Here is a 22,755-nt window from a genome sequence, read left to right as displayed (position 1 = left end):
AAGGACGAGTACCCGCACACCGCGATGATCGAGGACCGGCGACCGGCCGAACCGGTGATGAGCTCGGCGGTCCAGGTGGTCTGGGAGACGTTCTGCAACCACTGGGACGTGACCCCGCGCTTCGTCCCGATCAGCGAGGAGCACCGCGCCCTCGACGGCCACGACCTGGCCGCCTACGTGGACGAGAACACCCCGCCGCCCCGCTCGCCTCCCGCTCAGCCCAGTCCCAACTCCCGCTCCCCGAGCGGCGCGAAGAACGCCTCCACGTCGGCCGCCCCGACCTCCGCGAGCGTCGCCGGCGACCAGCGCGGTCGGCGATCCTTGTCCACCACCTGCGCCCGTACACCCTCGACCAGATCGGGCGTGCTCACCGCCGCGCACGAGACCCGGTACTCCTGGTCCAGCACCGCCCCGAGCGACCCGGCCCGCCGGGCCCGGCGCAGCGCCGCCAGCGTCACCTTCAGCGCCGTGGGCGACTTGGCCGCGATCAGCTCGGCCGCCTCCTTGGCCGCCGGTTCGCCGCTGTCGAGCAGCCGATCCAGGATCTCCTCGACGGTCTCCGCCGCGTAGCACGCGTCGATCCAGGCGCGCCGATCGGCCAGTACGCCGGCGGGCGCGGGCTCCGCGTGGCGGGCCGTCGCCTCGGCCGGGTCGTCGGCGGCCAGGGCGTCGAGCAGGGCGGGCAGCCGGTCCGAGGGAACGAAGTGGTTGGCGAGCCCGCACAGGATCGTGTCGGCGGCGCCGATCGCACCGGCGGTGAGCGCCAGATGGGTGCCGAGTTCGCCGGGGGCGCGGGAGAGCAGGTACGTGCCGCCGACGTCCGGTACGAAGCCGATCCCGGTCTCCGGCATGGCCACCGTCGAGCGCTCGGTGACGACGCGTACGTCGCCGTGCGCCGAGACGCCGACGCCGCCGCCCATCACCACGCCGTCCATGATCGCGACGTAGGGCTTCGGATACGCCGCGATCCGCGCGTTGAGCAGGTATTCGTCGCGCCAGAACTCGCGCGCCGCGTGCCCGCCTTCGAGCGCGTCCGCGCGGATCGCCCGGATGTCCCCGCCCGCACACAGTCCGCGCTCGCCCGCGCCGGTGATCAGTACGGCCGCGACGGAGTCGTCCCCCGCCCACTCGGCGAGCGCGGCGGTGATCCGGCGCACCATCGGGTGGTCCAGCGCGTTGATCGCGCGCGGCCGGTTCAGGGTGATCCGACCGAGCCGGCCCGCCGGTCCGATGCGATCGACCAGCACGGTGTCCTCGGGGGCGGGCTGCGGCGGCTGCGCGTGCGGCGTCATGGTGCGTCGTTCCCTTCGGGTCCGGAAAAAGCCGATCGGCGGCGGCCCCGGCGACCCGCCCCGTTCGCGGCTCCCCGGCGTCCGTACACCCCGACGATCTGTCTCGGCACCGTATCGCCCGGCCCTCGACGCTCCGCAGGCACGCACCCTTGCGGGCCCCTGCGCTGACCGCCCGGCGCGGAGAATCCTTTCGCAAAATCGCCTTGACAAAGTCGCGCGATTTCTTGCTAGACCTACCCAAGCCGGTTCACCCAACCGTCGTCAATCGACGCATTCATGGGGGTTTGCGCCATGGGCGGATCACCGCTTGTTTCTCTTCTCCACGTCGCCGAGGTCACCCGGATCACCCCGCGCATGACGCGCGTGAGCTTCACCGGGGAGGGGCTCGGCGAGGACTTCGCGACCTGGCCCGACCAGCAGCTCAAGCTGTGCTTCCCGCGTGCCGGACAACGCGTACCGCTGCTGCCGCAGGAGGATCCGGACGACCTCGGGCGGTGGTACGGGGCGTTCCTGGCCATCCCCGAGGCCGAACGCCCCTGGATGCGCAGCTACACGGTCCGCGCCCACCACCGCGAACGCGCCGCGATCGACGTCGACTTCGTGCTGCACCCGGACGCCGGCCCGGCCACCCGGTGGGCCGAGTCGGCGCGCCCCGGCGACATCCTCGCCCGCTACGGCCCCTCGGCGGCCTACGCCAGGCCGCTCGGCGCCGCCGACACGCATCTCCTGGTCGGCGACGAGACCGCGCTGCCGGCCATCGGCTCGATCCTGGCGGCGTTGCCCGAGGACACGCACGCGATCGTGTACGCGGAGGTGGTGGACGCGGCCGAGGAGCAACGTTTCCGCACCCGGGCCCGGCTCACCACGCACTGGCTGCATCGCGGCACGGTGCCGGCCGGGCACGGTGACCTGCTGCCGGCGGCGCTTCGGGCCGCCCGGTTGCCGGAGGGGTCGACGCGGGCCTGGTTGGCGGGTGAGGCGGGCACGGTCCGGGCGCTGCGCCGGCACCTGGTCGACGAGCGCGGACTGGCCAAGGGGGCGGTCGAGTTCGCGGGCTACTGGCGGCTGCGGCTGACCCAGGACGACGCGCCGACCGAGGCGGACCTGGCCGAGGCACGCGAGCGGATGGCGGACGCGGCGGCGACCGGCTCCTGAGCGAACCGGGCCCGACCCCTTGTCTCCGTCTGTCGCCGTCGCGCCTACGCCGCCTGCCACGACGGGCTGCGGCCGGCCATCGCGACCACCCGGTCCAGCAGCGGCGCGTCGGCGGGGACGGCCGGCGGCGGCGCGAAGATGGCGTCCGGGTCGGGCAGATCCGGGTCGACCGCCTCCTGGGCCGGGGCGAGGAAGGCCGGGGAGGCCTCCAGGTTTGCCGTGTCCACGGTGTACTCGCGGCCCCGCGCGCGAGCCAAGTCCCGCCCGTGCAGCAGGAGTTCGTTGTGCGCGACGAGGCCCATGACCTCGGCGCGCACGTGCGCACGTGCCCGCATCCGCGCATCCGCATCGCGTTTCTCGCGCGCCTCCGCCCGTGCGGCCGGCGACGACGTCGACGTCGCCGGCCGCACCGCTCAGCCCGCCGGCTCCTCCCGGTAGGTGATCAGCCGTACCGCCGGCGCGGAGACGACCTGGACGACACCGGTGCCGGGGATGCCGAGGTGGACGAAGCCGCCCTCGATCGCGACGCGCGCGGTCGGGACGGAGGTGGTGGGTACGCCGTCGGCGCTCCGTACCGGGTAGCCGTCGCCGAGTTCGACGGACGCGGTGTGCCAGGTGCGGGTCACGCGGTCACCTCCGGGAAGTCCAGCTCGGGCCGAGCCAGGTGGTTGTAGTAGTTGGACAGCGTGTTCAGCGCGATGTGCGCGACGATCTCGGCCTCCTCGGCCTCGGTGACCCCGGCCGCGCGGGCCTTGGACCTGTCCTCCTCGCCGACCCGGCCCCGGGTGCGGACGATCCGCCGGGCCAGGGTCAGCACGGCGTCGGTGTGCGGATCCGCGTCGTGCGCGTCCCGGGTCTCCCGCAGTTCGTCCTCGGTCAGGCCCATCAGGCCGCCCCGGTAGGTGTGCGCGCTGACGCAGTAGGTGCACTCGTTCTCCTGCGCGATCAACAGCGCCAACTGCTCCCGGAGGCGGGCCCGCAGGACACCTCGGGTGAGCCGGTCGCGCATCGCGAGGTAACCCTCCAGCGCGGCCGGACCGCTCGCGAGCGCCGCGTACAGGTTCGGCACCCGGCCGAGCTGCTTCTCGACCCGCGCCAGCAGGTCGGCATGCGCGTCGGTCGACCCGGGCGACGTAGGCGCGGATGTGGGTGTGGGCGCGGGTGTGGACGACATGTGAACCCCCGTTGCTCTCTCGCTTCGATGTGCCGCCAAAAAACGGTACCGATCGGTGCCGTTTTGCAGACGGTACTGATCGGTACCGTTTCCGGTCAAGAGGGGTTAGGATCCGAACGTGCCCGTCAAAGCCCGAGACCGTCTGCTCGCCACCGCCGAGGAACTCTTCTACGCCGAGGGGATCCGCGCCGTCGGCATCGAGCGCATCCTGGCCGAATCCGGCGTCGGCCGGGCGTCGTTGTATCGGCACTTCCCGAGCAAGGACGACCTCGTCGTCGCCGTCCTGGAGGCGCGCGATCGGCGCTGGCGGGCCTGGCTGGCGGAGCGGGTCGAGGCGCTGGGCGGCGGCCCGGCGGCCGTGTTCGACGCGCTCGCCGAGCGGTTCGCGCGCAACGACTTCCGGGGGTGCGCGTTCATCAACACGATGGTCGAGTCCGCCGACCCGGACGGTTCGGCGCACCGCGTCGCGGCCGACCACAAGGAGCGGGTGGTGGCCTACCTGGAGCAGCTCCTGACCGCCGCGCAGGTCTCGGAACCGGCGCTCCTGGCGCGCGAGTTCGCGCTGCTCATGGACGGTGCGATCGTCACCGCGCTGCGTGAGCGCACCCCCGCCCCGGCGGTCCGGGCCCGTCGGATCGCCCAGGCGCTGCTGGCGGCCGACGGGGCCGGGTAGGGGTGCCGGTCTTCGGTTACGGTGCGACCGCCGCCAACTCGGCGACCGTGCCGGACACGATGGTCCGGATGTGCCGGGTGATGTGCTCGATCGGCCAGTCCCACCACGCCAGTTCGAGCAGGCGCGCGACGTCCTCCGGGCTGTACCGGGTACGGATCGGCTTCGCCGGATTGCCGCCGACGATCGTGTAATCGGGGACGTCGTCCACCACCACGGCACCGGAGGCGACGATCGCGCCGTGTCCGATCCGGACCCCCGGCATCACCATGGCCCGATACCCGAACCACACGTCGTTGCCGATCACCGTGTCGCCCCGTCCCGGCAGGCCGGAGATCAGATCGAAGTGGTCGGCCCAGGACCCGCCCATGATCGGGAACGGGAAGGTCGAGGGCCCGTCCATCCGGTGGTTGGCCCCGTTCATCACGAACCGCACGCCCTCGCCCAGCGCGCAGAACTTCCCGATCACCAGCCGCTCCGGCCCGTAGTGGTAGAGCACGTTGCGGGTCTCGAACGCGGTGGGATCGTCCGGGTCGTCGTAGTAGGAGAAGTCCCCGACCTCGATCAGCGGCGAGGTCACCAGCGGCTTGAGCAGGACCACGCGCGACTGCCCCGGCATCGGGTGCAGCACGGTGGGATCGGCGGGCGTCTGGGCCTCCACGGCGGACTCCAAGGGTGGATCGGCCGGCCGACGGGGGCCGGTGGGACGGGGATTGGGCACCTCGGGCGTGGCCGCCGGCTACTCGTACCGGTACTTCAACGAGTCCTCCTCCGCCTGCCGGACGGCCTCGATGGTCAACCCGGGCATACGCAGCTGGGCCAGGGTCACCTCGGCCGAACTCGGCTGGGCGCCGGCCGGCAGCCAACCGTCCGGCTTCCAGGCCGAACTGCGCAGCAGCGCCTTGGGGCAGTGCGGGTACACCTCGTCCAGCTCGACCTCGAGCGCGCTGACCGGCGGCTTGCCCACCGGCGTGAGTCGCGCCGGCAACTCGGGCCGCGCGGACACGCACGCGCGCCCGTTGGCGCGAAGTGTGGTGGTGCGCCCGGGAATCACGAACAGCAGACCGACCCGGCCGGTCTCCACCACGTTGTGCAGCGTGTCGAGGCGCTTGTTGCCGGTGGCGTCGGGGATGACCAGGGTGCGGTCGTCGAGCACGGTGACGAACCCGGCCGGGCCGCCGCGCGGGGTGACATCGCAGCGGCCGGCGGCGTCGGTGCCGGCGACGAAGACCAACGACGCGCAGCCGACCAGCGCGCGGGTCTTCTCGGTGAGCCGGTCCATCTCCTTGGCCGCGGCGGCCGCGCCCGGATGCTCGTACACCTCGCGCAGGCCCGTGACGTCGGATATCGCGTCCGCGCTCAACGCGTCGAACAGACTGGGACCGCGCTCCGCGATGGGGTTCTCGGTGCTGGTGATCATGCGGCCACCCTAGGTGCTGCTCCCGAACCGCCTGTCCGTCCCCATAGGGTCGAGGCATGCGTGACGATCTCGACCTGCCCGTGCCGGTGCCCGACGAGGTGCGGCGGGTGGTCTCGCTGGTGCCCTCGCTCACCGAGGCGGTCGCGGTGAGCGCGCCCGGCCTGCTGGTCGGCGCCACCGACTGGTGTACGCATCCCGCCGACCTGGACGTGGTCCGGATCCGGGGCACCAAGAATCCGGACCTGGACGCCATCCGCGCCCTCGCCCCGGATCTGGTCCTGGCCAACGAGGAGGAGAACCGCCCGGCCGACCTGGCCGCGCTGCGGGCGGCCGGAATCGCCGTGTGGGTCACCCGGGTTCGCGGTCTAAACGAGGCCTTCACCGCGCTGGAGCGCATGCTCGTGCTCGGCTGCCGACTGCCGGCGCCGCCCTGGCTCGCCGCCTGCCGGGCCGCGTGGGCGGCACTGCCGGCGGCCCCCCCGCGCCGCGCGATCGTCCCGGTGTGGCGGCGGCCGTGGATGGTCGCCGGCCGGGACACCTTCGCCGCCGACGTGCTGGCCCGCTTCGGCCTGACGAACGTGTTCGCGCAGCACCCGGAACGTTGGCCGAAGGTCTCCCTCGACGAACTCCGCGCCGCCGACCCCGACGTGGTGGTGCTCCCGGACGAGCCCTACCGGTTCACCGCCGAGGACGGCCCGGAGGCGTTCCCCGGCCTTGCGGTCGCACTGGTCGACGGGCGCCATCTCACCTGGTACGGCCCGTCGTTGGCGGCGGCCCCCACGGTGCTCGCCGGGCAACTGGCGGCCGCCGGCCGGTTCGACGGGTGACCCGGGGCGCACTCGCGGCGCGGCTCAGAGGTTGATCTGATACAGCACGAATCCGCGGTTCAGCGCCACCCGGTCGTAGAGCCGGCGGGCGGTGGTGTTGTCCTGATGGGTCGACCAGTACACCCGGGAACACTCGTGTTCACGCGCCCACTCGGTCACCGCACCGATCAGCGCCCGGGCCACACCCCGACCGCGAGCCTCGGGCGCGGTGAACAGGTCCTGGAGGTAGCAGACGTCGGGCGCGGTGGTGCTCGCGTGCACCAGGAAGTGCGTGATGCCGACCAGCTTCCCGTCCACCTTGGCACCCAGCGCGTGCATTCGGGTGTCCTCGCGAAAAGCGCTCCAGGCGCGGTCGAACATCTCGGGGGCGAGGGTGCGTTCGTAGAAGGTGTTGTACCCCTCGAACAGGGCCTGCCAGTCGGCTCGATCCGCCGGGGTCAGCCTGCCGATGTCGACCATGCGCCACCTCTTTTCGTCGATGCGTCGGAAGATCGAACGTTATCGGAGGCGCGCGGACACGAACGCGCCGCGGCCCGCAGGCGGGAGAGCCTGCGGGCCGCGATCACGGCCGAAGCCGCCGTACTACGTTCGTTCCCGTCGGTGGCGCCGTACGTCAGCGCAGTCGCAGCGCCGCCCGGAACGTGTTGAACAGTTCCGTCTGGTCGGTCACGCCGAGCACGCGGAACGCCTGCGGGCCCTGGGCCGCGATGCGCACCTCGGTGCCGGTGTGCTCCTGCGACTTGCCGGGGGTGTTGGTCGAGTAGTTGACCTTGAGCTGCACACCCTCGTTGGTGACCAGCGTCGAGGACAGACCCGGAGGGGTGGCGTCCAGCGGCACGATCTGGCTGGTGTGCGCGTGGTCCGCGGTGGTCACCACGAGCGTGTCGGGGTGCTTGGCCGCGTACTCGCGGGCGAGCTTGACCGCCTGGTCGAACGCGACGGTCTCACCGATCTGACCGCACGGGTCGGCGGCGTGGTCCTGCTTGTCGATCGAGGCACCCTCGACCTGGAGGAAGAAGCCCTTGCCGCGGTCGTGGCCGCGGCCGGACTGCTTGGCCTCCAGCAGCTCGATCGCCTTGGCGGTCTGCTGCACCAGGGTCGGCGTGGAGGCCGGGCGGTTCGGGTTCGAGGTGACGCAGCGCTGCGGCTCGGTACCGCCGACCGCGGCGGCCTTGCCGGTCCACTCGACCGGGACGTTGACCGGCGCGAACAGGCCGAGCACCGGCTTGCCGGCCCGCGCGGCCTTGAGCGAGTCGGCGTCGGTGGCGATCTGGTAGCCCGACTCCTGCGCCTGCTGGAGCACGGTCTTGCCCGCGAACGGGCCCTGCGTGATGGTCTGGTCGAAGCGGGCCTTGCCGCCGCCGAGGAGGACGTCGTACTTGCCCGCGACGCTCTGCTCGGCGATCGAGCCGGGGCCGCCGGCGGCGATCGTGTCGGTCGGGCACTTGGCCATGTCCGCCGGGCCCTGGCAGCTGCGGTCCGTGGCGTGCGCCTGGAGGACCGCCGGGGTGGCGTCGGTCAGCTCGGCCGTGGTGACGCTGCCCGTGGCGTAGCCGTTCTTCTTGGCCAGCTCCAGGATCGTCGGCAGCGCCTTGTTGGTGTCCGGAGTCTTGGAGATGCGGCCGTTGACCGTCTTTTGTCCGGTCGCCCAACCGGTGCCGCTCGCGGCCGAGTCGGTGACGTAGTCCGGGCGCTTGTCCTTGTCGACGGCGTACGTGGTGTACGCGCCGGTGAGCGGGAACCCGTCCATGTTCAGTCGACCGGCCGCGCCGACCGAGTAGTTCCGGGCCAGGGTGATCTCGGAGTCGCCCATCCCGTCACCGAGCAGCATGATGACGTTCTTGGCCTGACCGTCCTTGATCGCGTGCCGGGCTTGATCCGCCTGACCGAACGCCGACGCCGCGCCGGGTACGGCGACGCCGGCGGCCAACACGGCGGCCGCCCCCCACGCGAGATGACGACGGGACAAACGCAGATCCGGCATTTTTCCTCCTTCGAGGTCGACGCGTTGCCGACGATGCCGAGTCCATCAGTCCGGGGGGAACCAAGGGGCGAAGAACAGATGACGTGTCGCGTACACCCGAATGTCCGTTCCCATGCCCGAAGTGCGCACTCCGACCCGGTTGCGATCGAGGACGGACGACCGGCGTCCCGCCGGCGTCCCCCGTACTGGGTTGGCTCGCCTGAACCGCCGGTCGACGCGTGTCGGGCCCGGCGGGGGTGGGTCAGGGGAGTTCGCGGGGGCCGTAGAGGGCGGCTTCGGTGTTCGTGAGCAGGGCCCAGTAGCGGTCGCCGTAGGACCAGTGCCACCACTCGGTCGGGTAGTTGACCAGGCCGGCCTCGGTCAGGGCGGCGCTCAGGACGGCGCGGTTGGCGCGGGCCTGCGGGGTGATGTCCTCTGCGGCGGTGTAGCAGGCGCCGGCGCTTTCCTCGGGGCTCGCGTTCATCGGGGTGCCCAGGTCGAGTTCGCGGCCGGTCGGGTCGACGAGGGTCAGGTCGACCGCGGCGCCGGCGCTGTGCGGGGCGATCTCGGGCGGGGAGACATAGCGGCTGGCCGCGACGTGGACGCGGTCGGCCTCCCAGTCGGGGTGCGCGGCGCGCAATTCGTCGGCGTACTCCTCGAAGTATCTGCGTTGCAGCGCCGGCGGCCGGTATCCCTCGACGAACAACAGGCGCAGCCCGTCGGGCAGCGCCGCCTGCGCCCTGATCAGCCGGTCGAGCACGCCTACGCGCACGAAGGTGTACGCGGCGGCCCACTCCGCCTGGCGCGGATCCACCGGCAACGACCCGTCCGCCCGCACGTCCACCAGCGGCTCGCCGCGATCACGGACGGGGATGGCGGCCACGAGCGGGTCGGACATCAAGATGATCTGATCCATACGAAGATCATCTCCCGACGGCGGCGGCCCCCGCGCACACCGTCCACGCCTGTCGTCGTCGGCCGGCACACTCCGTGCGGACCGTCGACGTACGATGGCCATGAGGGAGTCGTACCGATGAACCGCAGCACGCGTGCCCTGATCGATCGGGCCGAACGGGCCTGGGACCGACAGGAATGGGCGCGTGCCGCCGACCGGTACGAGCGGCTGCTCGCCGCCGAACCCGACCATGCGCTCGCGGGGCAGTGGGCCTTCGACGCGGCACTGGCGCACAAGTTCCTGCGCGACTGGCGGAAGGCTTTCGCGGTCGGTCGGCAGGCGGCCGCGCTGGTGCCGCCGCCGGGCACCGGGGATCCCGCGCACTGGAACCTGGGCATCGCCGCCACCGTGCTCGGCGACTGGGAGACGGCCCGCGCGTCGTGGCGGGCGTACGGCATCGACATCGCGCCGGGCACGGGGGAGATCGACCAGGACTTCGGGATCACCTGTGTGCGTCTGGACACCCCCGAGGGCCGCGAGGTGGTCTGGGCCCGGCGGATCTGCCCGACCCGGGCGGTGGTGCTCAACGTGCCGCTGTCCCCGGCCCGCCGCTTCGGCGACATCGTGCTGCACGACGGCGTGCCCGAGGGTGAGCGGGTAATGGGCGGCGATACCTATCCGGTCTTCGACGAACTGCTGCTCTGGCGTGCGTCCGACATGCCCACCTGGACGGCCGAGGTGACCGCGCCGGCGGAGGCGGACTTCGACGCGCTGGAGACGTCCTTCACCGAACGCGACTTCGCCCTGGAGGCGAGCGCCGGCATCCGGATGTTGTGCGGGTGTTGCGCCGAGGGCCGGATCGAGCAGGAGCGCACGAGCGGGCACGGGGTGGGCGTGGGCGTACGGATCGCCGCTCCCGAGGCCGAGGCCCGCTCGCTCCTGAACGCCTGGGCCGACCTGGGGGACACCCGCTCGTGGACGGACCTGGTCCCGGTCTGATCCCGCCTCGCGGGTTGCGCTCCCCGGCTGAGTTGACCTCAAGTCGGCTTCATCTTTCATAGTGGCTCCCGTACGCGGCGCCCGTCGGTTCTTCGGATCGTGGGCGCCCACTTCGAACTCGGGAGTCACCCCATGCGCGCGATCCGGCTGCATTCGTTCGGCCCGGCCGAGAATCTGCGGTTCGAGGAGGTTCCGGACCCTCGGCCCGGCGAGGGGCAGGTACGCATCGACGTCGAGGTCGCCGGTGTGCATCTGATCGAGGCCCGACTGCGGCGCGGGGAGGCGGTCGGCCCGCACCGGCCGCCGGCGTTGCCGACCACGCCCGGCGGCGAGGTGGCCGGCGTGGTCGGCGCGGTCGGGCCGGGGGTGGCCGCGCAGTGGCTGGGTCGTCGGGTCGTGGCGCAGCTCGGCGACGGCGGCGGGTACGCCGAGCGGGCGGTCGCCGACCTGGCCGCGGTGCACCCGATCCCCGACGGCCTGGGTGCCGCCGAGGCGGTCGCGGCGATCACCACCGGCACCACCGCACAGGGCGTGCTCGGGGTGGCCCGGATCGACGCCCGGGACGTGGTCCTGGTGATGTCCGCCGCCGGCGGCCTGGGCAGCCTGTTCGTCCGCGCCGCGCGGGCCGCCGGGGCACTCGTGGTGGGGGTCGCGGGCGGCCCGGCGAAGGTGTCCAAGGTACGTGCGCTGGGCGCCGACATCGCGGTGGACTACCGCGACGCGGACTGGCCCGAGCGGGTACGGGCCGCGTCGGCCGGCCGCGAACCCACCGTCGTGCTCGACGGCGTCGGCGGCGCCCTCGGCCGGCAGGCCCTCGAACTCCTGGGCCCCGGCGGCCGGTTCCTCCTGTACGGCTGGGCCGCGGGCGAGCCGACCGAGATCACCACGCGCGACCTGGTCGAGCGGCAACTGACCGCGACCTGGGCGATCGGGCCGAACATGGTCCCGGCGGGCGGTTGGCCGGAATTGACCGCCCGCGCCCTGAACGCCGCCGCCGACGGCACGATGGTGCCGGCCATCACCGCCTTCCCGTTGGCCGAGGCCGCGGCCGCGCACGCCGCACTGGAATCGCGCGCGACGGACGGCAAGGTGGTGTTGACGGTCGGGGCCTGAGCGCCGCCGTTCCGGTCGCGGTCACGCCCCGCCGGCGGCGCCGGTTTTCGGCCGGCGCGGCGGGCCGGAGACCGTGCACGTGGCGGGTGCCGATGGGCACAATGGTGATATGTCCAACGTTGCGCAGGGCGATATTTCTTGGCTCGCGACGATCGACGACGACACGTCGGAGACCTCCCCTCCCACCGACCGGGCCGATCGGGCCGACCGCGAACTGCCTTCGCGCCGGCGGCCGGACTGGGTGACGGGCCCCTGGACGGCGACCGATCCGCCGGCGCGGACGACCGGCCGGGCCGACGGCGGGCCCGAGGGGGTGTGGATCTGCGGCCTGGTCCCCGAACGGTCCGTCGGCGAACGCCTGGTCGGGCACGACGCACGGGTGACCGCGGTGACGACCGCGCTGGTCGGCGGCCGGCCGGTGGTGGTCGCCGGGACGGCCGGGTGGGGCGCCACGGTACGGGTGTTCGACCTGGACCGCGGCCGCCAGGTGTGCCGGCCCCTGGTCGGCCGGACCGCGTGGGTGGGCGCCGCGCGGGCCACCGTGGCGGGCCGCCCGGTGGCGGTCACCGGGGACTCGGCGGGCGTACGGGTGTGGGACCCGGCCACGGGCCTGCCGGTCGGCGAACCGCTGATCGGATCGGTGCGGGCGGTGGCGACGGCCGAACTGGACGGGCGTCCGGTGGCGATCGTGGGCCCCGAGACGGCCCGGAACGGCGACGCGGACAACGCGGTACGGGTGATCGACCTGGCCACCGGCGCCGAGTTCGGCGCACCGCTGACCGGACACTCCCGCGCGGTGACGGGCGTGGCCACCGCCGTCGTGCACGGCCGCCCGGTCGCCGTCACCGGCAGCCGGCAGGCGGCGCGGGTCTGGGATCTGCTCACCCGCGAGCCGATCGGCGCGCCACTCGCCGCCGACGTCTCCGCCGTCGCGACCGGCCTGCTCGCCGGCCGCCCGATCGTGGTCGCCGGCGGCTCCACGGGCGCGAGCGGCGTGACCGCACCGACCGCCCCGACCATCCCGACGGGGGAGCGCGGCACGGTACAGGTCTGGGACCTGACCACCCACACCCCCATCGGCCCCCGCCTCCTCTTCCCCCTCCCGGTCGGCGCGCTGACCGTGGCCCCGGGCGGCCGCGTCGTCGTCGCCTTCGGCCGAGAACTCGCGGTACTGCGCCACGATTGACACCCGCCCGCCCCGCCCACCCCCCCGCCCACGCCTCCCGGCGCCCGTTCGACCCGAACGAGTTCGCGGCGCGCTCTAGCCTTGATACCGACCGGTCGGTACCGTTACCGCACAGCAGAATCCCGCTACTCCACGCTCCGAGACCCGCGAGCATCGCCCGGTCGGCGCCTTCGGCCGGACGGGCGCGGGTCGCCCAAGGGGCGTTCGGAAGCGCCGTATTCGCCGGCCCTCCCGTGCCGGCGACGACCCGGAGGACCCCGCACCCATGACCGAGAACACCCCCGCGACCGTGACCTCGACCACCCCGCGCGTGGCCATCGTCACCGGCGCCGCGCGCGGCATCGGCGCGGCCACCGCCCGCCGACTCGCCGCCGAGGGCAGGGCCGTGGCCGTGCTCGACCTGGACGAGGCCGCCTGTGCCGACACGGTCGCCGCGATCGTCGCGGCCGGCGGCACGGCGCTCGCGGTCGGCGCCGACGTCACCGTCGGCGACCAGGTGGACGCCGCCGTCGCGCGCGTGGCCGACACCCTCGGCGCGCCGACCGTGCTGGTCAACAACGCCGGCGTGATCCGGGACAACCTGCTGTTCAAGATGTCCGACGGTGACTGGGACACGGTCATCGACGTACACCTGCGCGGCGCGTTCCTGATGAGCCGCGCGGTCCAGGCGCACATGACCGCCGCCGGCTGGGGTCGGATCGTCAACCTCTCCAGCTCGTCCGCGCTGGGCAACCGGGGGCAGGCCAACTACTCGGCGGCCAAGGCCGGACTTCAGGGCTTCACCAAGACCCTCGCCTTCGAGCTGGGCAAGTTCGGGGTGACCGCCAACGCGGTGGCGCCGGGCTTCATCGTCACCGACATGACCGCGGCCACCGCGGCCCGCGTCGGCATGGAGTTCGAGGCGTTCCAGGAGGCCGCGGCCCAGCAGATCCCGGTCCGCCGGGTCGGCCGCCCCGAGGACGTCGCCAACACCATCGCGTTCCTGACCGGCGAGGACGCGGGCTTCGTCTCGGGCCAGGTGATCTACGTCGCCGGCGGCCCGCTCTGCTGACCGCGGGGCAATACACCCAGGCGCCCGGGCCGGCCACCCCCGGCCCGGGTCCATCCCGAAGGAGCATCCACCATGCGTGTGTTCGAGAACGTCGACGAGGTGTTCGCGGCCAAGGGCGAACCACTGGGTACCGGTGACTGGTTGACCGTCGACCAGGAACGCATCGATACCTTCGCCGACGCGACCGGCGACCACCAGTGGATCCACGTCGACCCCGAACGGGCCAAGGACGGCCCGTTCGGCACCACCATCGCGCACGGCTATCTCACCCTGTCGCTGATCCCGGTCCTGGCCGCCGACCTGTTGACCGTGCGCGGGGTGCGGATGGGCGTCAACTACGGCTCGGACAAGGTGCGTTTCCCGGCCCCGGTGCCGGTCGGCGCGCGGATCCGCGACCACGCGGTCCTGGTCGACGCGGTACGGACCGCGCAGGGGGTGCGGCTGACGGTGCGGCACACCATCGAGATCGAGGGCGTCGCAAAGCCCGCGTGCGTCGCGGACACGCTCTCCCTGCTCGTCCCCTGACCCGTCCGGCGTCCGTACCGCCCACGAGCTTGCGTCCGACCGCCCGTCCGGCACGTCCACGACGAAGGAGTTGCGTCCCGTATGACCACGCCCGCCGCCACGAACCGTCAGATCCGGCTGGCCGCGCGCCCGTCCGGCCTGCCCGTGCCCACCGACTGGGAGCTGACCACCGAACCGGTGGCCGAACCGGCCGAGGGGCGCCTCCTGGTCGAGGTCTCGCACATCTCGCTCGACCCGGCGATGCGCGGCTGGATGAACGACGTGCGCTCGTACATCCCGCCGGTGCGGATCGGCGAGGTGATGCGCGCCGGCGGCGTCGGCCGCGTGCTCGCCTCGCGGCATCCGGACTTCGCGGTCGGGGACCACGTGTTCGGCCGGTTCGGCGTGCAGGAGTACGCGGAGACCGACGGCGAGGGGGTGCGCCGAGTGGACCTGGGCATCGCCCCGCCCGAGACCCACCTGGGCGTCCTCGGCGCCACCGGACTGACCGCGTACTTCGGCCTGTTCGACATCGGCCGCCCGCAACCGGGGCAGACCGTACTCGTGTCCGGCGCGGCCGGTGCGGTGGGCAGCGTGGCCGGCCAGCTCGCCAGGTTGAAGGGCTGCCGGGCGGTGGGCATCGCGGGCGGGCCGGACAAGTGCCGCACGCTGACCGAGGAGTTCGGCTTCGACGCGGCCGTCGACTACAAGAACGACGACGTGCCCGCCGCGCTGCGCAAACACTGCCCCGACGGCGTGGACGTGTTCTTCGACAACGTCGGCGGCACGATCCTGGACGCCGCGCTGACCCGGTTGGCCCGGGGGGCGCGGGTGATCGTGTGCGGCGCGATCTCCCAGTACAACAACACCGAACCCGGCCCGGGCCCGAGCAACTACCTCTCCCTGCTGGTCAACCGGGCGTCGATGACCGGCATGGTGGTCTTCGACTACGCCGACCGCTACCCCGAGGCGACGGCGGAGCTGGCCGGGTGGCTCGCGGACGGCCGACTCCGCGCGCGCGAGGACGTGGTCGAGGGCGACGTCACGGCCTTCCCGGAGACCCTGCTGCGCCTGTTCACCGGGGCGAACACGGGCAAGCTGGTGCTGCGCATCCGCTGAGCGGTCGGCCGGGGCCGGGGCCGGTCGCTCAGCGGGTCAGGGACGCGAGCAGGGCGAGGACCTGGGGCCAACCCCGCTCCTGGGCGGCGGCGTTGGCGGCCCGGCTGCCACCCAGGTCGAGCGGTTCCTTGGTCACCGGGTGGGTATTCCGGGTGCCCGCGGCGAGATAGGGAAAGGCGACCACCGGCCGCCCACCCGGTCCCCGCGCGCACTGCGTGGTGCCCGCGCCCAGCAGCGCGAGCACCACCAGGACGCGCGCCCACCCTCGAATCCGATTCCACACGACCCTGCCCCCGTCGCATCCCCGGCCCCGCATCGACCGCGCTGTGCGTTCGTGTCGCTGTGCCGACGGTAGTCCCGGTGCCCAACCGACCGCAGCGTTTTCTCGCGGCGCTCGCCGACCCGGTGCTCGGGCCGTGCCCGGCCATCCCGCTCCTCGTGGCGGTCCCGGCCAGGTAGGCGGCGTCCGAGGGGGCGCCACCCCTACGGCCCCGCCGGCTCCGGGGCCACCGGGCGCAGCACCATCAGCGCCGCGTCGTCGGTGAGCCGCCCGCCCACGTGCGCGAGCAGCGCCTGTTGCAGATCGGCCAACAACTCGGCCGCGGACCGGTTCGGGTCCGCGTGCAGGGCGACCCAGTCGCGCAGCGGGAAGAACCGGCCGGCGGCGTCCCGCGCCTCTGTGGTGCCGTCGGTGTACAGCAACAACGACTCGTCGGGGGTCATCCGGAACCGGTACGTCGGCCCCCGGCCCTCGGCCGGCGCCAGTCCGGCCAGACCCAGCGGCAACTCCGGCGGCACCTGCAACCAGCGCACCCCGGACGGGCCGATCACCGCCGGCGCCTCGTGCCCGTGGTTGGTCAGCTCGACCCGGCCGTCCCCGTCGAAGCAGACGATCAGCGCGGTGGCGAACCAGTCCGTATCCGGTTCGCCGAGCAGCACCTGGTTGCGGCCGAAGCGCTCCAACCCCGCGCCCATGCGCCGTCCGACCCGCCACAGGTCCGGCTCGGCGTGGGCCGCCTCGTCGAACGTGCCGACCAGTGCCGCGCTCGCGCCCACTGCGGTCAGCCCCTTGCCCTGCACGTCGGCGATGAACGCGCGTGTCCCATGCGGGGTGTCCACCACGTCGTACACGTCGCCGCCGACCTCCGCGTCCCGTTCGGCGGCCAGATAGCCGCGCTCGACCCGGACCCCGCCCACCACCGGCGGCACCGGCGGCAGCAGTGCGCGCTGGACGTGTTCGACCACGTTGCCCAGGCGCGAGACCCGGTCCTGCAATCGGGTCCGGAGCCACACCGTCGTCACCGCGATCGCCCCGCCCAGCACGACCACCACGAACCCGGCCCAGTCGTGTTCGTACCCCACCGGCGCCAGCCACGGGTCCAGGACCAGGAACGTCACCGTGGCGAGGATCGCGTACACCACGGTCGGACCCACCGGGATCAGCGCGGACGCGGTCATCGGCACCAGGCACAACATCGTGTCGGTCCGGAACTCGTCCGGTGTGCCGAAGTCGACGGCCACGATGGTGATGTAGAGCAGCGCCGGAAGCAGCGGGATCAACTGCCGCAGCGCCCGCCCTCGCTCCGCCTCGACCACCGCGGCTTCGCTCATCGGCTGGGCACCGTCCTGCGTCGGGCGGGTACCACGCGGGTCACCCGGAGTGGATCGGTCGTCGGTCGACCGCCGGGAGCCGATGCCCCTCGGAACCCTTTCCCGGTCCACCCCACCGCCAGCTACGCCACACGGTGGACGGCCGTCCGGGGCCACAGCGCCGTCGCGGACCACGCGACCGTCCCCGACTGTGGCGGAATGCCTGTGGAGGTGGGCGAGTTGGGGTTCGACGGCAGGTGGGTTCCAATGATGGGAGTGTGTTTCATGCGTGCTGTCGTCGTGAATCATGGTGTGCCCGGGCGGCTCGAACTCGGGACCGTGGCCGATCCCGTGCCCGGGCCCGACGAGGTGCTGGTGCGTGTCGCCGCGATCTCGTTGAACTTCGGCGAGTTGCCCAAGGTGGACGGGGACACCCCGGACGGCACGATTCCCGGGTGGGACGCGGCCGGTGTGGTGGAGCGGGCCGCCGAATCCGGGCGTGGGCCGCGGGTGGGTGAGCGGGTGGTCACCTTCGACTGGCGGTCCGGGTGGGCGGAGTTGCGTGCGGTACACGTGGACGAACTCGCCGTGCTGCCGGACGGGGTCGGGTTCGAGCAGGCCGCGACGCTGCCGGTGGCGGCGGTCACCGCCTTGCGGGCGCTGCGCCGGGGCGAGGTGGGCCCGGGCACCCGGGTCGGGGTGACCGGGGCGTCGGGCGGGGTCGGGACGTTCGCGGTACAGCTGGCACATCTCGCGGGCGCACGGGTGACCGCCTTCGTCGGCGGGCCCGAGCGGGGCAAGGGGTTGGCGGAGTACGGCGCGGAGCGGGTGCTCACCGATCCCGCCGACCTCGACGCCCCGCTGGACGTGGTGGTGGACAACGTCGGCGGACCGCTGCTGACCGGGCTGCTGCGACACCTGGCGCCGGGCGGTCGGGTGATCGCCGTCGGCGCCGCGTCCGGTGAGCGGGCGGACTTCTCGTCCTACGATCTGATCGGACCCGAGACCTCGATCGTCGGCTTCAAGCGCGGCGGCGACTCGGCGGCGGATCTGGCCCATGTGGTGCGCCTGGTCGCCGACGGGCGACTGCACGCCCCCGTCGACTGGCAGGCGGATTGGAGCAGGATCGGCGAGGCCACGGCGCTGCTGCTCGGCCGGCGGATCCGGGGCAAGGCGGTACTCACCGTGAGCTGAGTCCGGGCGTGGGTCGGGTGCGCCGGCGTCCGGGCGACGGCTCAGCGGTAACCGGTCTGGTCGGCGGGGAGGTCGCGGTCCTGGACCTCGACCAGGTAGCGCCAGGCGTCGGGACGGCTGCCGTCCGTGTCGGTGAAGCCGTAGACGCCGGCGAGTTGCCCGCTGGAGAGGGACTGCCCGTTCCAGCGGGCCACGTCGGGGTCGGCGGCCAACGCCGCCACGGCCCGGCCCACGTACGCCGCAGACTCGGAGATGCCGAAGTGTGTGCACCTTCAGGGCGTCGCGCCAGTTCGCCTCGGTCACCTTGTACGCGTCGAGCATCATCTCCGAGCGCAGCCACCCCGGAGTGAGGGCGACGGCGGTGGCGCCGCGCGGGCCGAGTTCGTGGCCGAGCGCGAAGGCCATCCGCAACACCGCCGACTTGGCCAGGTCGTAGAAGAAGGACACCCGGTAGTTGGCGCGGTTGTACTCGTTGGTGCCGTCGGTCATCTCCACCACCAGGCCGCCGGGGTCGCGCAGCAGCAGCGGCAGGGCGTAATGGCTGGTGATCGCGTGCGTGTCCACGGCGAGGCGCAGGATCCGCAGCCCGTCGTCCAGGTCGTGTTCCCACATCGGGGTGTCCCAGGCGAACAACTTCTCGCCGCCCCAGATGTCGTTGACCAGCACGTCGAGGCGGCCCTGCTCGGCGTCGATGCGCTCGATCAGCGCCCGGACCCGCGCCGGCTCCAGGTGGTCGGTGGGTACCGCGATGCCGTGGCCGCCGGCGGCGGTGACCAGGTCGGCGGTGTCCTCGATGGTCTCCGGGCGGTCGTACTCGGAGCGTTGACCGCGGGTGCTGCGGCCGGTGACGTACACAGTCGCGCCGGCCGCGCCGAGTTCGACCGCGACGCCGCGTCCGGCGCCTCGGGTGGCTCCGGCGACCAGGGCGACCCGATCGCGGAGGGTGCTCGTGGCCATGCCGGCTCCCGGTGTTGCTCGTGGATCGCTGCCCCGTCGGCCGCTGCCCGGGATCGGATGCGGCGAACCCGCGTCGGGACGGGCGCGGCGCCGGAGCCGAACGCCGGTGGGGCGTCGGGGGCTTCGGGTGCCGGCCGCCGGGTCCGGGGGATGCTCGGGCGCGATGCACCCTCCGGACTCGGCGGCCCGCACGAGGACCATGAAACAGGGCGCGCCACGCCGGGCGACCCGAAAGGTCACCCGGACGGCGGATTCGACGCGCCGAGTCCACCCGATCGTGGGCGCGCCGCCGACCGCCCGTCCCTCTGCCGACCGCCCGTCCCGCCTATCCCGCCGCCGGCGCCAGCCCCGACTCCAGGGGGTTGTCCAGCAGGCGGGCGAAAGCCAGTTCGGCGGCGCCGTACAGCGGGGCGTCGTCGCCCAGGGCCGCCGTGCGCAGTTTGAGGTGTTCGCGGGTGACCGACAGGCTGGTGCGGTTGAGCCGACTGCGCACCTGCGCGGCGGTGGCCAGGTACACCTCGCGCAGCGTGCCGCCGAACACCACCATCTGCGGGTTGAGGATGTTGACCAGGTTGGCCACGCCCAGGCCGAGCCAGTCGCCGACCCGGCGCATCCCCTCCTCCGCGTCGTGGTCGCCGCGCGCCGCCGCGTCCGCCAGACCGCCGATCGTGTGCTTCGCGGTGCCACGGGTGAGCGCGAACTCGCCGATCTCGGCCTCCCAGCACCCGCGCGCCCCGCACCGACACGGCCGGCCGTCCGGATTGACCACCATGTGTCCGACCTCGCCCGCGTACCCGTCGCCGCCGGCCACCGGTCGCCCGGCGGACAGGATGCCGCCGCCGATGCACACGTCGCCGTGCAGGTAGATCACGTCGTCGCAGCCCACCGCCGCACCCCGGGTGTGCTCGGCGACCACTCCCAGGTCGGCGTCGTTGCCGACCATGACCACCATCCCGATCGCGGTCGAAAGCCGCTCCCCCAGCGGTTCGTTGCGCCAGTCCTGGGTCGGCCCCTCGGGAATCGTGCCGTCCGAGCCGCGCACCATCGCGCACACCGCTACGCCCGCACCCACGCACACCCCGTCGTGCGGCGCGCTCAGCCGCATCTGCGCGACGAACCCGCCGAGCGCCTCGGCCACCTCCTTCGGCGAGAACCCGCTGCCCGGGCGCTGGAGTTCGCGGCGATCCAGGATCACCCCGCCGAGCCCGACCCGGGCCGCCACCAGCCGGTCCACGCCGATGGTGAAGGCGTACACGTACACCCGCTGCTGGGCCCGGACCACGAGCGAGGGCCGGCCCCGCCCGCCGCCGGAGGTGTCGCGCGGCGCCTCCTCGACGATCAGCCCGGCCGCCGCGAGTTCCGTGGTCAGCGCGCCGATCGTGCTGCGGTTCAGGCCCATGCCGGCGGTCAACCGGGCCCGGGAGGTGGGGCCGAGCACGTGCACGTGGCGCAGCAGCGCCCCCAGGTTCTGCCTGCGGATGTCCTCCTGGGTGGGCGCTGCGCGCATCGGGCTGCGGACCCTGCCTTTCTCATCCGTGGCGTCGATCGAGGGGGAGGGCGGCGTCACCGCAGCCCGGCGGCTTCGGCCCGCCGCCGCGACAGGGCGTCGACCCCGGCGGCGAGGAGCAGCACGACGCCGGTCACAACGTACTTGACGCCGGCGCTGTACCCCATGAGCCCCATGCCGTTGTCGATCACCGCGACCACCGCGCCGCCGAGCACGGCGTCCAGCACCCGTCCCTTGCCGCCGAACAGGCTGGTGCCGCCGATCACCGCGGCGCCCACGGCATACAACAGCACGTTGCTGCCGCCGGTGTTGGAGTCGACCGAGTTGGCCCGGGAGGCGGCGACGATGCCGCCGATCGCGGCCATCGTGGAACAGATCACGAACGCCGAGATGCGCACCCGGTCCACATTGATCCCGGCCCGCCGGGCCGCCTCGCGGTTGCCGCCGACCGCGTACAGGCTCAGCCCGTACGGGGTGCGGCGCAGCACGAACGTGCCGACCAGGAGCAGGATCACCAGGACCGGCACCACGATCGGCACACCGCGTAGCGAGGAGATCACCGTGTTGCGGCTGCGCTCCTGGTTGAGCACGTACACGGCGAGGCCGACCAGCACGGCGAGCACGCCGATCCGCAGGCCGGTGATCACGATCGGCTCGGCGCTCAGCCCGCGGCGCGCCCGGCTGCGGTTGCGGCGCACGTGCACCACCCCGTACCCGGCGATCGCGGCGGCGGCCAGCAGCCAGCCGACGATCGGGGCGAGGTTGCGGTTGGAGATGGCCAGGATGGTCGAGTCGCGCACCGGCACGTTGGTGCCGCCCTTGACCAGCAGCAGCGAGACACCCTGGAAGGCCAGGAACGCGCCGAGGGTGACCACGAAGGACGGGATGCCGACCTTGGCCACCAGTACACCCAGGACCAGGCCGATCACCATGCCCACGACCAGCGCGGCGAGCACGGCGGCGTACCAGGGCCAGTCGTGTTCGGTGAGCAGCACGGCGAGCACCGCCGCGCACACCCCGCTGGCGAAGCCCGCGGACAGGTCGATCTCGCCGAGGACCAGGACGAAGATCAGTCCCATCGCGATCACGGTGACCGCGGCGCCCTGGGTGAACAGGTTGGCGAAGTTGCCCGCGCTGAGGAACTTGGGGCGCATGATGGCGAATACCGTGCACAGCACGACCAGGCCGAGCACCGCGGGCATCGCGCCGGTGTCGCCGCCGCGCAGCCGGGCGAGGTAGTCCTTCACGTGCGCGACCACCGGCGATTCGGGGGCACCGGTTCCGCTGTTGCCGTCGGCGAGAGGCAGGGCGCTGCTCGTCATCGGTTCACTCCGTTTCGACCGGCACCGGGACCGAATGCCTCGGTCTGTCCCGACGTGATGAGTTCGACGATCTGGGAATGGGTGATCTCACCCGCGTTGACCTGGGCGGCGGTACGGCCCAGGTAGAGCACCGCGATCCGGTCGGCGACCGCGAACACGTCGTTCATGTTGTGCGAGATGAGTACGACGGCGAGGCCGTTGTCGGCGAGCCGGCGGACCAGTTCGAGCACCTGCGCGGTCTGCGACACGCCCAGCGCGGCGGTGGGTTCGTCCAGCACCACGACCTTGCTGTTCCACAACACCGCCTTGGCGATGGCCACGGTCTGGCGTTGACCGCCGGAGAGGCTGGAGACGCGCTGGCGGATCGAGGAGACGGTACGCACGGACAGGCCGGCCAGGGTCTCCTCGGCGATCTGCTCCATGCTGTCCTCGTCGAGCACCCAGCCGCGACGGCGTTCCCGACCGAGGAACATGTTCTGCACGATGTCGAGGTTGTCGCACAGGGCGAGGTCCTGGTAGACGATCTCGACGCCCAGGTCGGACGCGTCGCGCGGGCTGTGCACGGTGACGGGCGCACCGTCGAAGAAGTATTCGCCGGAGTCGGCGGTGTGGATCCCGCCGATGCACTTGACCAGGGTCGACTTGCCCGCGCCGTTGTCGCCGACGAGCGCGGTCACCTGGCCCTCGTACACGGACAGGTCGACGTCGCGCAGCACGTGGACGGCGCCGAAGCTCTTGTTGACGCCGCGCAGTTCGAGCACCGGATTGCTCGCGGGCGGCGGGGCGGGGGTGGGGGACAGGGCCACGATGCGGGCTC

Annotated in this window: 24 protein-coding genes and 1 pseudogene; 10 read left to right on the top strand and 15 right to left on the bottom strand. The window is 73.0% G+C overall.

Annotated elements, in window-relative coordinates:
* Positions 1 to 215: 215 nt before the first annotated feature.
* On the bottom strand, positions 216 to 1,292 hold the full coding sequence (locus tag ACH4XV_RS24030) for an enoyl-CoA hydratase/isomerase family protein (RefSeq protein ID WP_395793031.1): 1,077 nt from the start codon (positions 1,290 to 1,292) through the stop codon (positions 216 to 218).
* Positions 1,293 to 1,583: 291 nt separating this feature from the next.
* Here ACH4XV_RS24030 and ACH4XV_RS24025 point away from each other — a divergent pair, with 291 nt between their 5' ends.
* Positions 1,584 to 2,447 carry a siderophore-interacting protein gene (locus ACH4XV_RS24025; protein ID WP_395793029.1) on the top strand — a complete coding sequence of 288 codons (864 nt, stop codon included), beginning with the start codon at positions 1,584 to 1,586 and terminating at the stop codon, positions 2,445 to 2,447.
* Positions 2,448 to 2,491: 44 nt separating this feature from the next.
* On the opposite strand, the gene ACH4XV_RS24020 is transcribed toward ACH4XV_RS24025, so the two are convergent.
* From ACH4XV_RS24020 to ACH4XV_RS24010, 3 genes are all read right to left on the bottom strand, one after another.
* On the bottom strand, positions 2,492 to 2,782 hold the full coding sequence (locus ACH4XV_RS24020; RefSeq protein WP_395793027.1) for a hypothetical protein: 291 nt from the start codon (positions 2,780 to 2,782) through the stop codon (positions 2,492 to 2,494).
* Between the two features lie 78 nt (positions 2,783 to 2,860).
* Positions 2,861 to 3,073, bottom strand: a complete 213-nt coding sequence (locus ACH4XV_RS24015; RefSeq protein WP_395793025.1) for a hypothetical protein — start codon at positions 3,071 to 3,073, stop codon at positions 2,861 to 2,863.
* Complete coding sequence (locus ACH4XV_RS24010) at positions 3,070 to 3,621, bottom strand: carboxymuconolactone decarboxylase family protein (RefSeq protein WP_395793023.1); 552 nt, start codon at positions 3,619 to 3,621, stop codon at positions 3,070 to 3,072. Before ACH4XV_RS24010 ends, ACH4XV_RS24015 begins: the two co-directional genes overlap by 4 nt.
* 118 nt (positions 3,622 to 3,739) lie before the next feature.
* On the opposite strand from ACH4XV_RS24010, the gene ACH4XV_RS24005 reads away from it, so the two are divergent.
* Complete coding sequence (locus tag ACH4XV_RS24005) at positions 3,740 to 4,294, top strand: TetR/AcrR family transcriptional regulator (protein ID WP_395793021.1); 555 nt, start codon at positions 3,740 to 3,742, stop codon at positions 4,292 to 4,294.
* Positions 4,295 to 4,310: 16 nt separating this feature from the next.
* On the opposite strand, the gene ACH4XV_RS24000 is transcribed toward ACH4XV_RS24005, so the two are convergent.
* Positions 4,311 to 4,910: a CatB-related O-acetyltransferase gene (locus ACH4XV_RS24000; protein ID WP_395793751.1), complete on the bottom strand. Its 600-nt coding sequence runs from the start codon at positions 4,908 to 4,910 to the stop codon at positions 4,311 to 4,313.
* A gap of 120 nt (positions 4,911 to 5,030) precedes the next feature.
* On the bottom strand, positions 5,031 to 5,711 hold the full coding sequence (locus ACH4XV_RS23995) for an MSMEG_1061 family FMN-dependent PPOX-type flavoprotein (RefSeq protein WP_395793019.1): 681 nt from the start codon (positions 5,709 to 5,711) through the stop codon (positions 5,031 to 5,033).
* Between the two features lie 56 nt (positions 5,712 to 5,767).
* Here ACH4XV_RS23995 and ACH4XV_RS23990 point away from each other — a divergent pair, with 56 nt between their 5' ends.
* Positions 5,768 to 6,538 carry a helical backbone metal receptor gene (locus ACH4XV_RS23990; RefSeq protein WP_395793017.1) on the top strand — a complete coding sequence of 257 codons (771 nt, stop codon included), beginning with the start codon at positions 5,768 to 5,770 and terminating at the stop codon, positions 6,536 to 6,538.
* Between the two features lie 24 nt (positions 6,539 to 6,562).
* Here the strand turns inward: ACH4XV_RS23990 and ACH4XV_RS23985 are convergent, their stop codons facing one another.
* From ACH4XV_RS23985 to ACH4XV_RS23975, 3 genes are all read right to left on the bottom strand, one after another.
* Complete coding sequence (locus ACH4XV_RS23985; protein WP_395793015.1) at positions 6,563 to 6,997, bottom strand: GNAT family N-acetyltransferase; 435 nt, start codon at positions 6,995 to 6,997, stop codon at positions 6,563 to 6,565.
* 154 nt (positions 6,998 to 7,151) lie between these two features.
* On the bottom strand, positions 7,152 to 8,522 hold the full coding sequence (locus ACH4XV_RS23980) for an alkaline phosphatase (protein ID WP_395793013.1): 1,371 nt from the start codon (positions 8,520 to 8,522) through the stop codon (positions 7,152 to 7,154).
* Between the two features lie 241 nt (positions 8,523 to 8,763).
* Complete coding sequence (locus tag ACH4XV_RS23975; RefSeq protein ID WP_395793011.1) at positions 8,764 to 9,417, bottom strand: M15 family metallopeptidase; 654 nt, start codon at positions 9,415 to 9,417, stop codon at positions 8,764 to 8,766.
* 117 nt (positions 9,418 to 9,534) lie between these two features.
* Between ACH4XV_RS23975 and ACH4XV_RS23970 the strand changes: the two genes are divergently transcribed.
* From ACH4XV_RS23970 to ACH4XV_RS23945, 6 genes are all read left to right on the top strand, one after another.
* Positions 9,535 to 10,395, top strand: a complete 861-nt coding sequence (locus ACH4XV_RS23970; RefSeq protein WP_395793009.1) for a tetratricopeptide repeat protein — start codon at positions 9,535 to 9,537, stop codon at positions 10,393 to 10,395.
* Between the two features lie 132 nt (positions 10,396 to 10,527).
* Positions 10,528 to 11,508: a zinc-binding dehydrogenase gene (locus ACH4XV_RS23965; protein WP_395793008.1), complete on the top strand. Its 981-nt coding sequence runs from the start codon at positions 10,528 to 10,530 to the stop codon at positions 11,506 to 11,508.
* Positions 11,509 to 11,617: 109 nt separating this feature from the next.
* Positions 11,618 to 12,694: a WD40 repeat domain-containing protein gene (locus ACH4XV_RS23960; protein WP_395793006.1), complete on the top strand. Its 1,077-nt coding sequence runs from the start codon at positions 11,618 to 11,620 to the stop codon at positions 12,692 to 12,694.
* A 265-nt stretch (positions 12,695 to 12,959) separates the two neighbouring features.
* Positions 12,960 to 13,745 (top strand): 3-oxoacyl-ACP reductase FabG, encoded by a 786-nt coding sequence (gene fabG / locus ACH4XV_RS23955; RefSeq protein ID WP_395793004.1) that lies wholly within the window; start codon positions 12,960 to 12,962, stop codon positions 13,743 to 13,745.
* A gap of 72 nt (positions 13,746 to 13,817) precedes the next feature.
* Complete coding sequence (locus tag ACH4XV_RS23950; protein ID WP_395793002.1) at positions 13,818 to 14,270, top strand: MaoC family dehydratase; 453 nt, start codon at positions 13,818 to 13,820, stop codon at positions 14,268 to 14,270.
* 81 nt (positions 14,271 to 14,351) lie between these two features.
* Entirely contained in the window at positions 14,352 to 15,368 is a 1,017-nt protein-coding gene (locus ACH4XV_RS23945; RefSeq protein WP_395793000.1) for an NADP-dependent oxidoreductase, read from the top strand.
* A 28-nt stretch (positions 15,369 to 15,396) separates the two neighbouring features.
* Here the strand turns inward: ACH4XV_RS23945 and ACH4XV_RS23940 are convergent, their stop codons facing one another.
* Positions 15,397 to 15,651, bottom strand: coding sequence for a hypothetical protein (locus ACH4XV_RS23940; RefSeq protein WP_395792998.1), 255 nt, complete (start codon positions 15,649 to 15,651; stop codon positions 15,397 to 15,399).
* A 200-nt stretch (positions 15,652 to 15,851) separates the two neighbouring features.
* Positions 15,852 to 16,979 (bottom strand): PP2C family protein-serine/threonine phosphatase, encoded by a 1,128-nt coding sequence (locus ACH4XV_RS23935; RefSeq protein WP_395792996.1) that lies wholly within the window; start codon positions 16,977 to 16,979, stop codon positions 15,852 to 15,854.
* A gap of 264 nt (positions 16,980 to 17,243) precedes the next feature.
* Here ACH4XV_RS23935 and ACH4XV_RS23930 point away from each other — a divergent pair, with 264 nt between their 5' ends.
* Positions 17,244 to 18,152: a zinc-binding dehydrogenase gene (locus tag ACH4XV_RS23930; RefSeq protein ID WP_395792994.1), complete on the top strand. Its 909-nt coding sequence runs from the start codon at positions 17,244 to 17,246 to the stop codon at positions 18,150 to 18,152.
* 41 nt (positions 18,153 to 18,193) lie between these two features.
* Here the strand turns inward: ACH4XV_RS23930 and ACH4XV_RS23925 are convergent.
* The 4 genes and pseudogenes from ACH4XV_RS23925 to ACH4XV_RS23910 form a co-directional block, all read right to left on the bottom strand.
* Positions 18,194 to 19,109: pseudogene (locus ACH4XV_RS23925) on the bottom strand (SDR family oxidoreductase).
* 325 nt (positions 19,110 to 19,434) lie between these two features.
* A complete protein-coding gene (locus ACH4XV_RS23920) occupies positions 19,435 to 20,616 on the bottom strand; it encodes an ROK family protein (RefSeq protein WP_395792992.1) in 1,182 nt (393 codons plus the stop codon).
* A 56-nt stretch (positions 20,617 to 20,672) separates the two neighbouring features.
* On the bottom strand, positions 20,673 to 21,938 hold the full coding sequence (locus tag ACH4XV_RS23915; RefSeq protein WP_395792990.1) for a sugar ABC transporter permease: 1,266 nt from the start codon (positions 21,936 to 21,938) through the stop codon (positions 20,673 to 20,675).
* A complete protein-coding gene (locus tag ACH4XV_RS23910) occupies positions 21,935 to 22,744 on the bottom strand; it encodes an ATP-binding cassette domain-containing protein (RefSeq protein ID WP_246126582.1) in 810 nt (269 codons plus the stop codon). Before ACH4XV_RS23910 ends, ACH4XV_RS23915 begins: the two co-directional genes overlap by 4 nt.
* Positions 22,745 to 22,755: the final 11 nt, after the last annotated feature.

It is taken from the genome of Embleya sp. NPDC020630 (genome assembly GCF_044334985.1).
Taxonomy (GTDB): Bacteria; Actinomycetota; Actinomycetes; order Streptomycetales; family Streptomycetaceae; genus Embleya.
The sequence above is the reverse complement of the archived record's forward strand: the minus strand, read 5'-3'. Positions and strand labels throughout refer to the sequence as shown.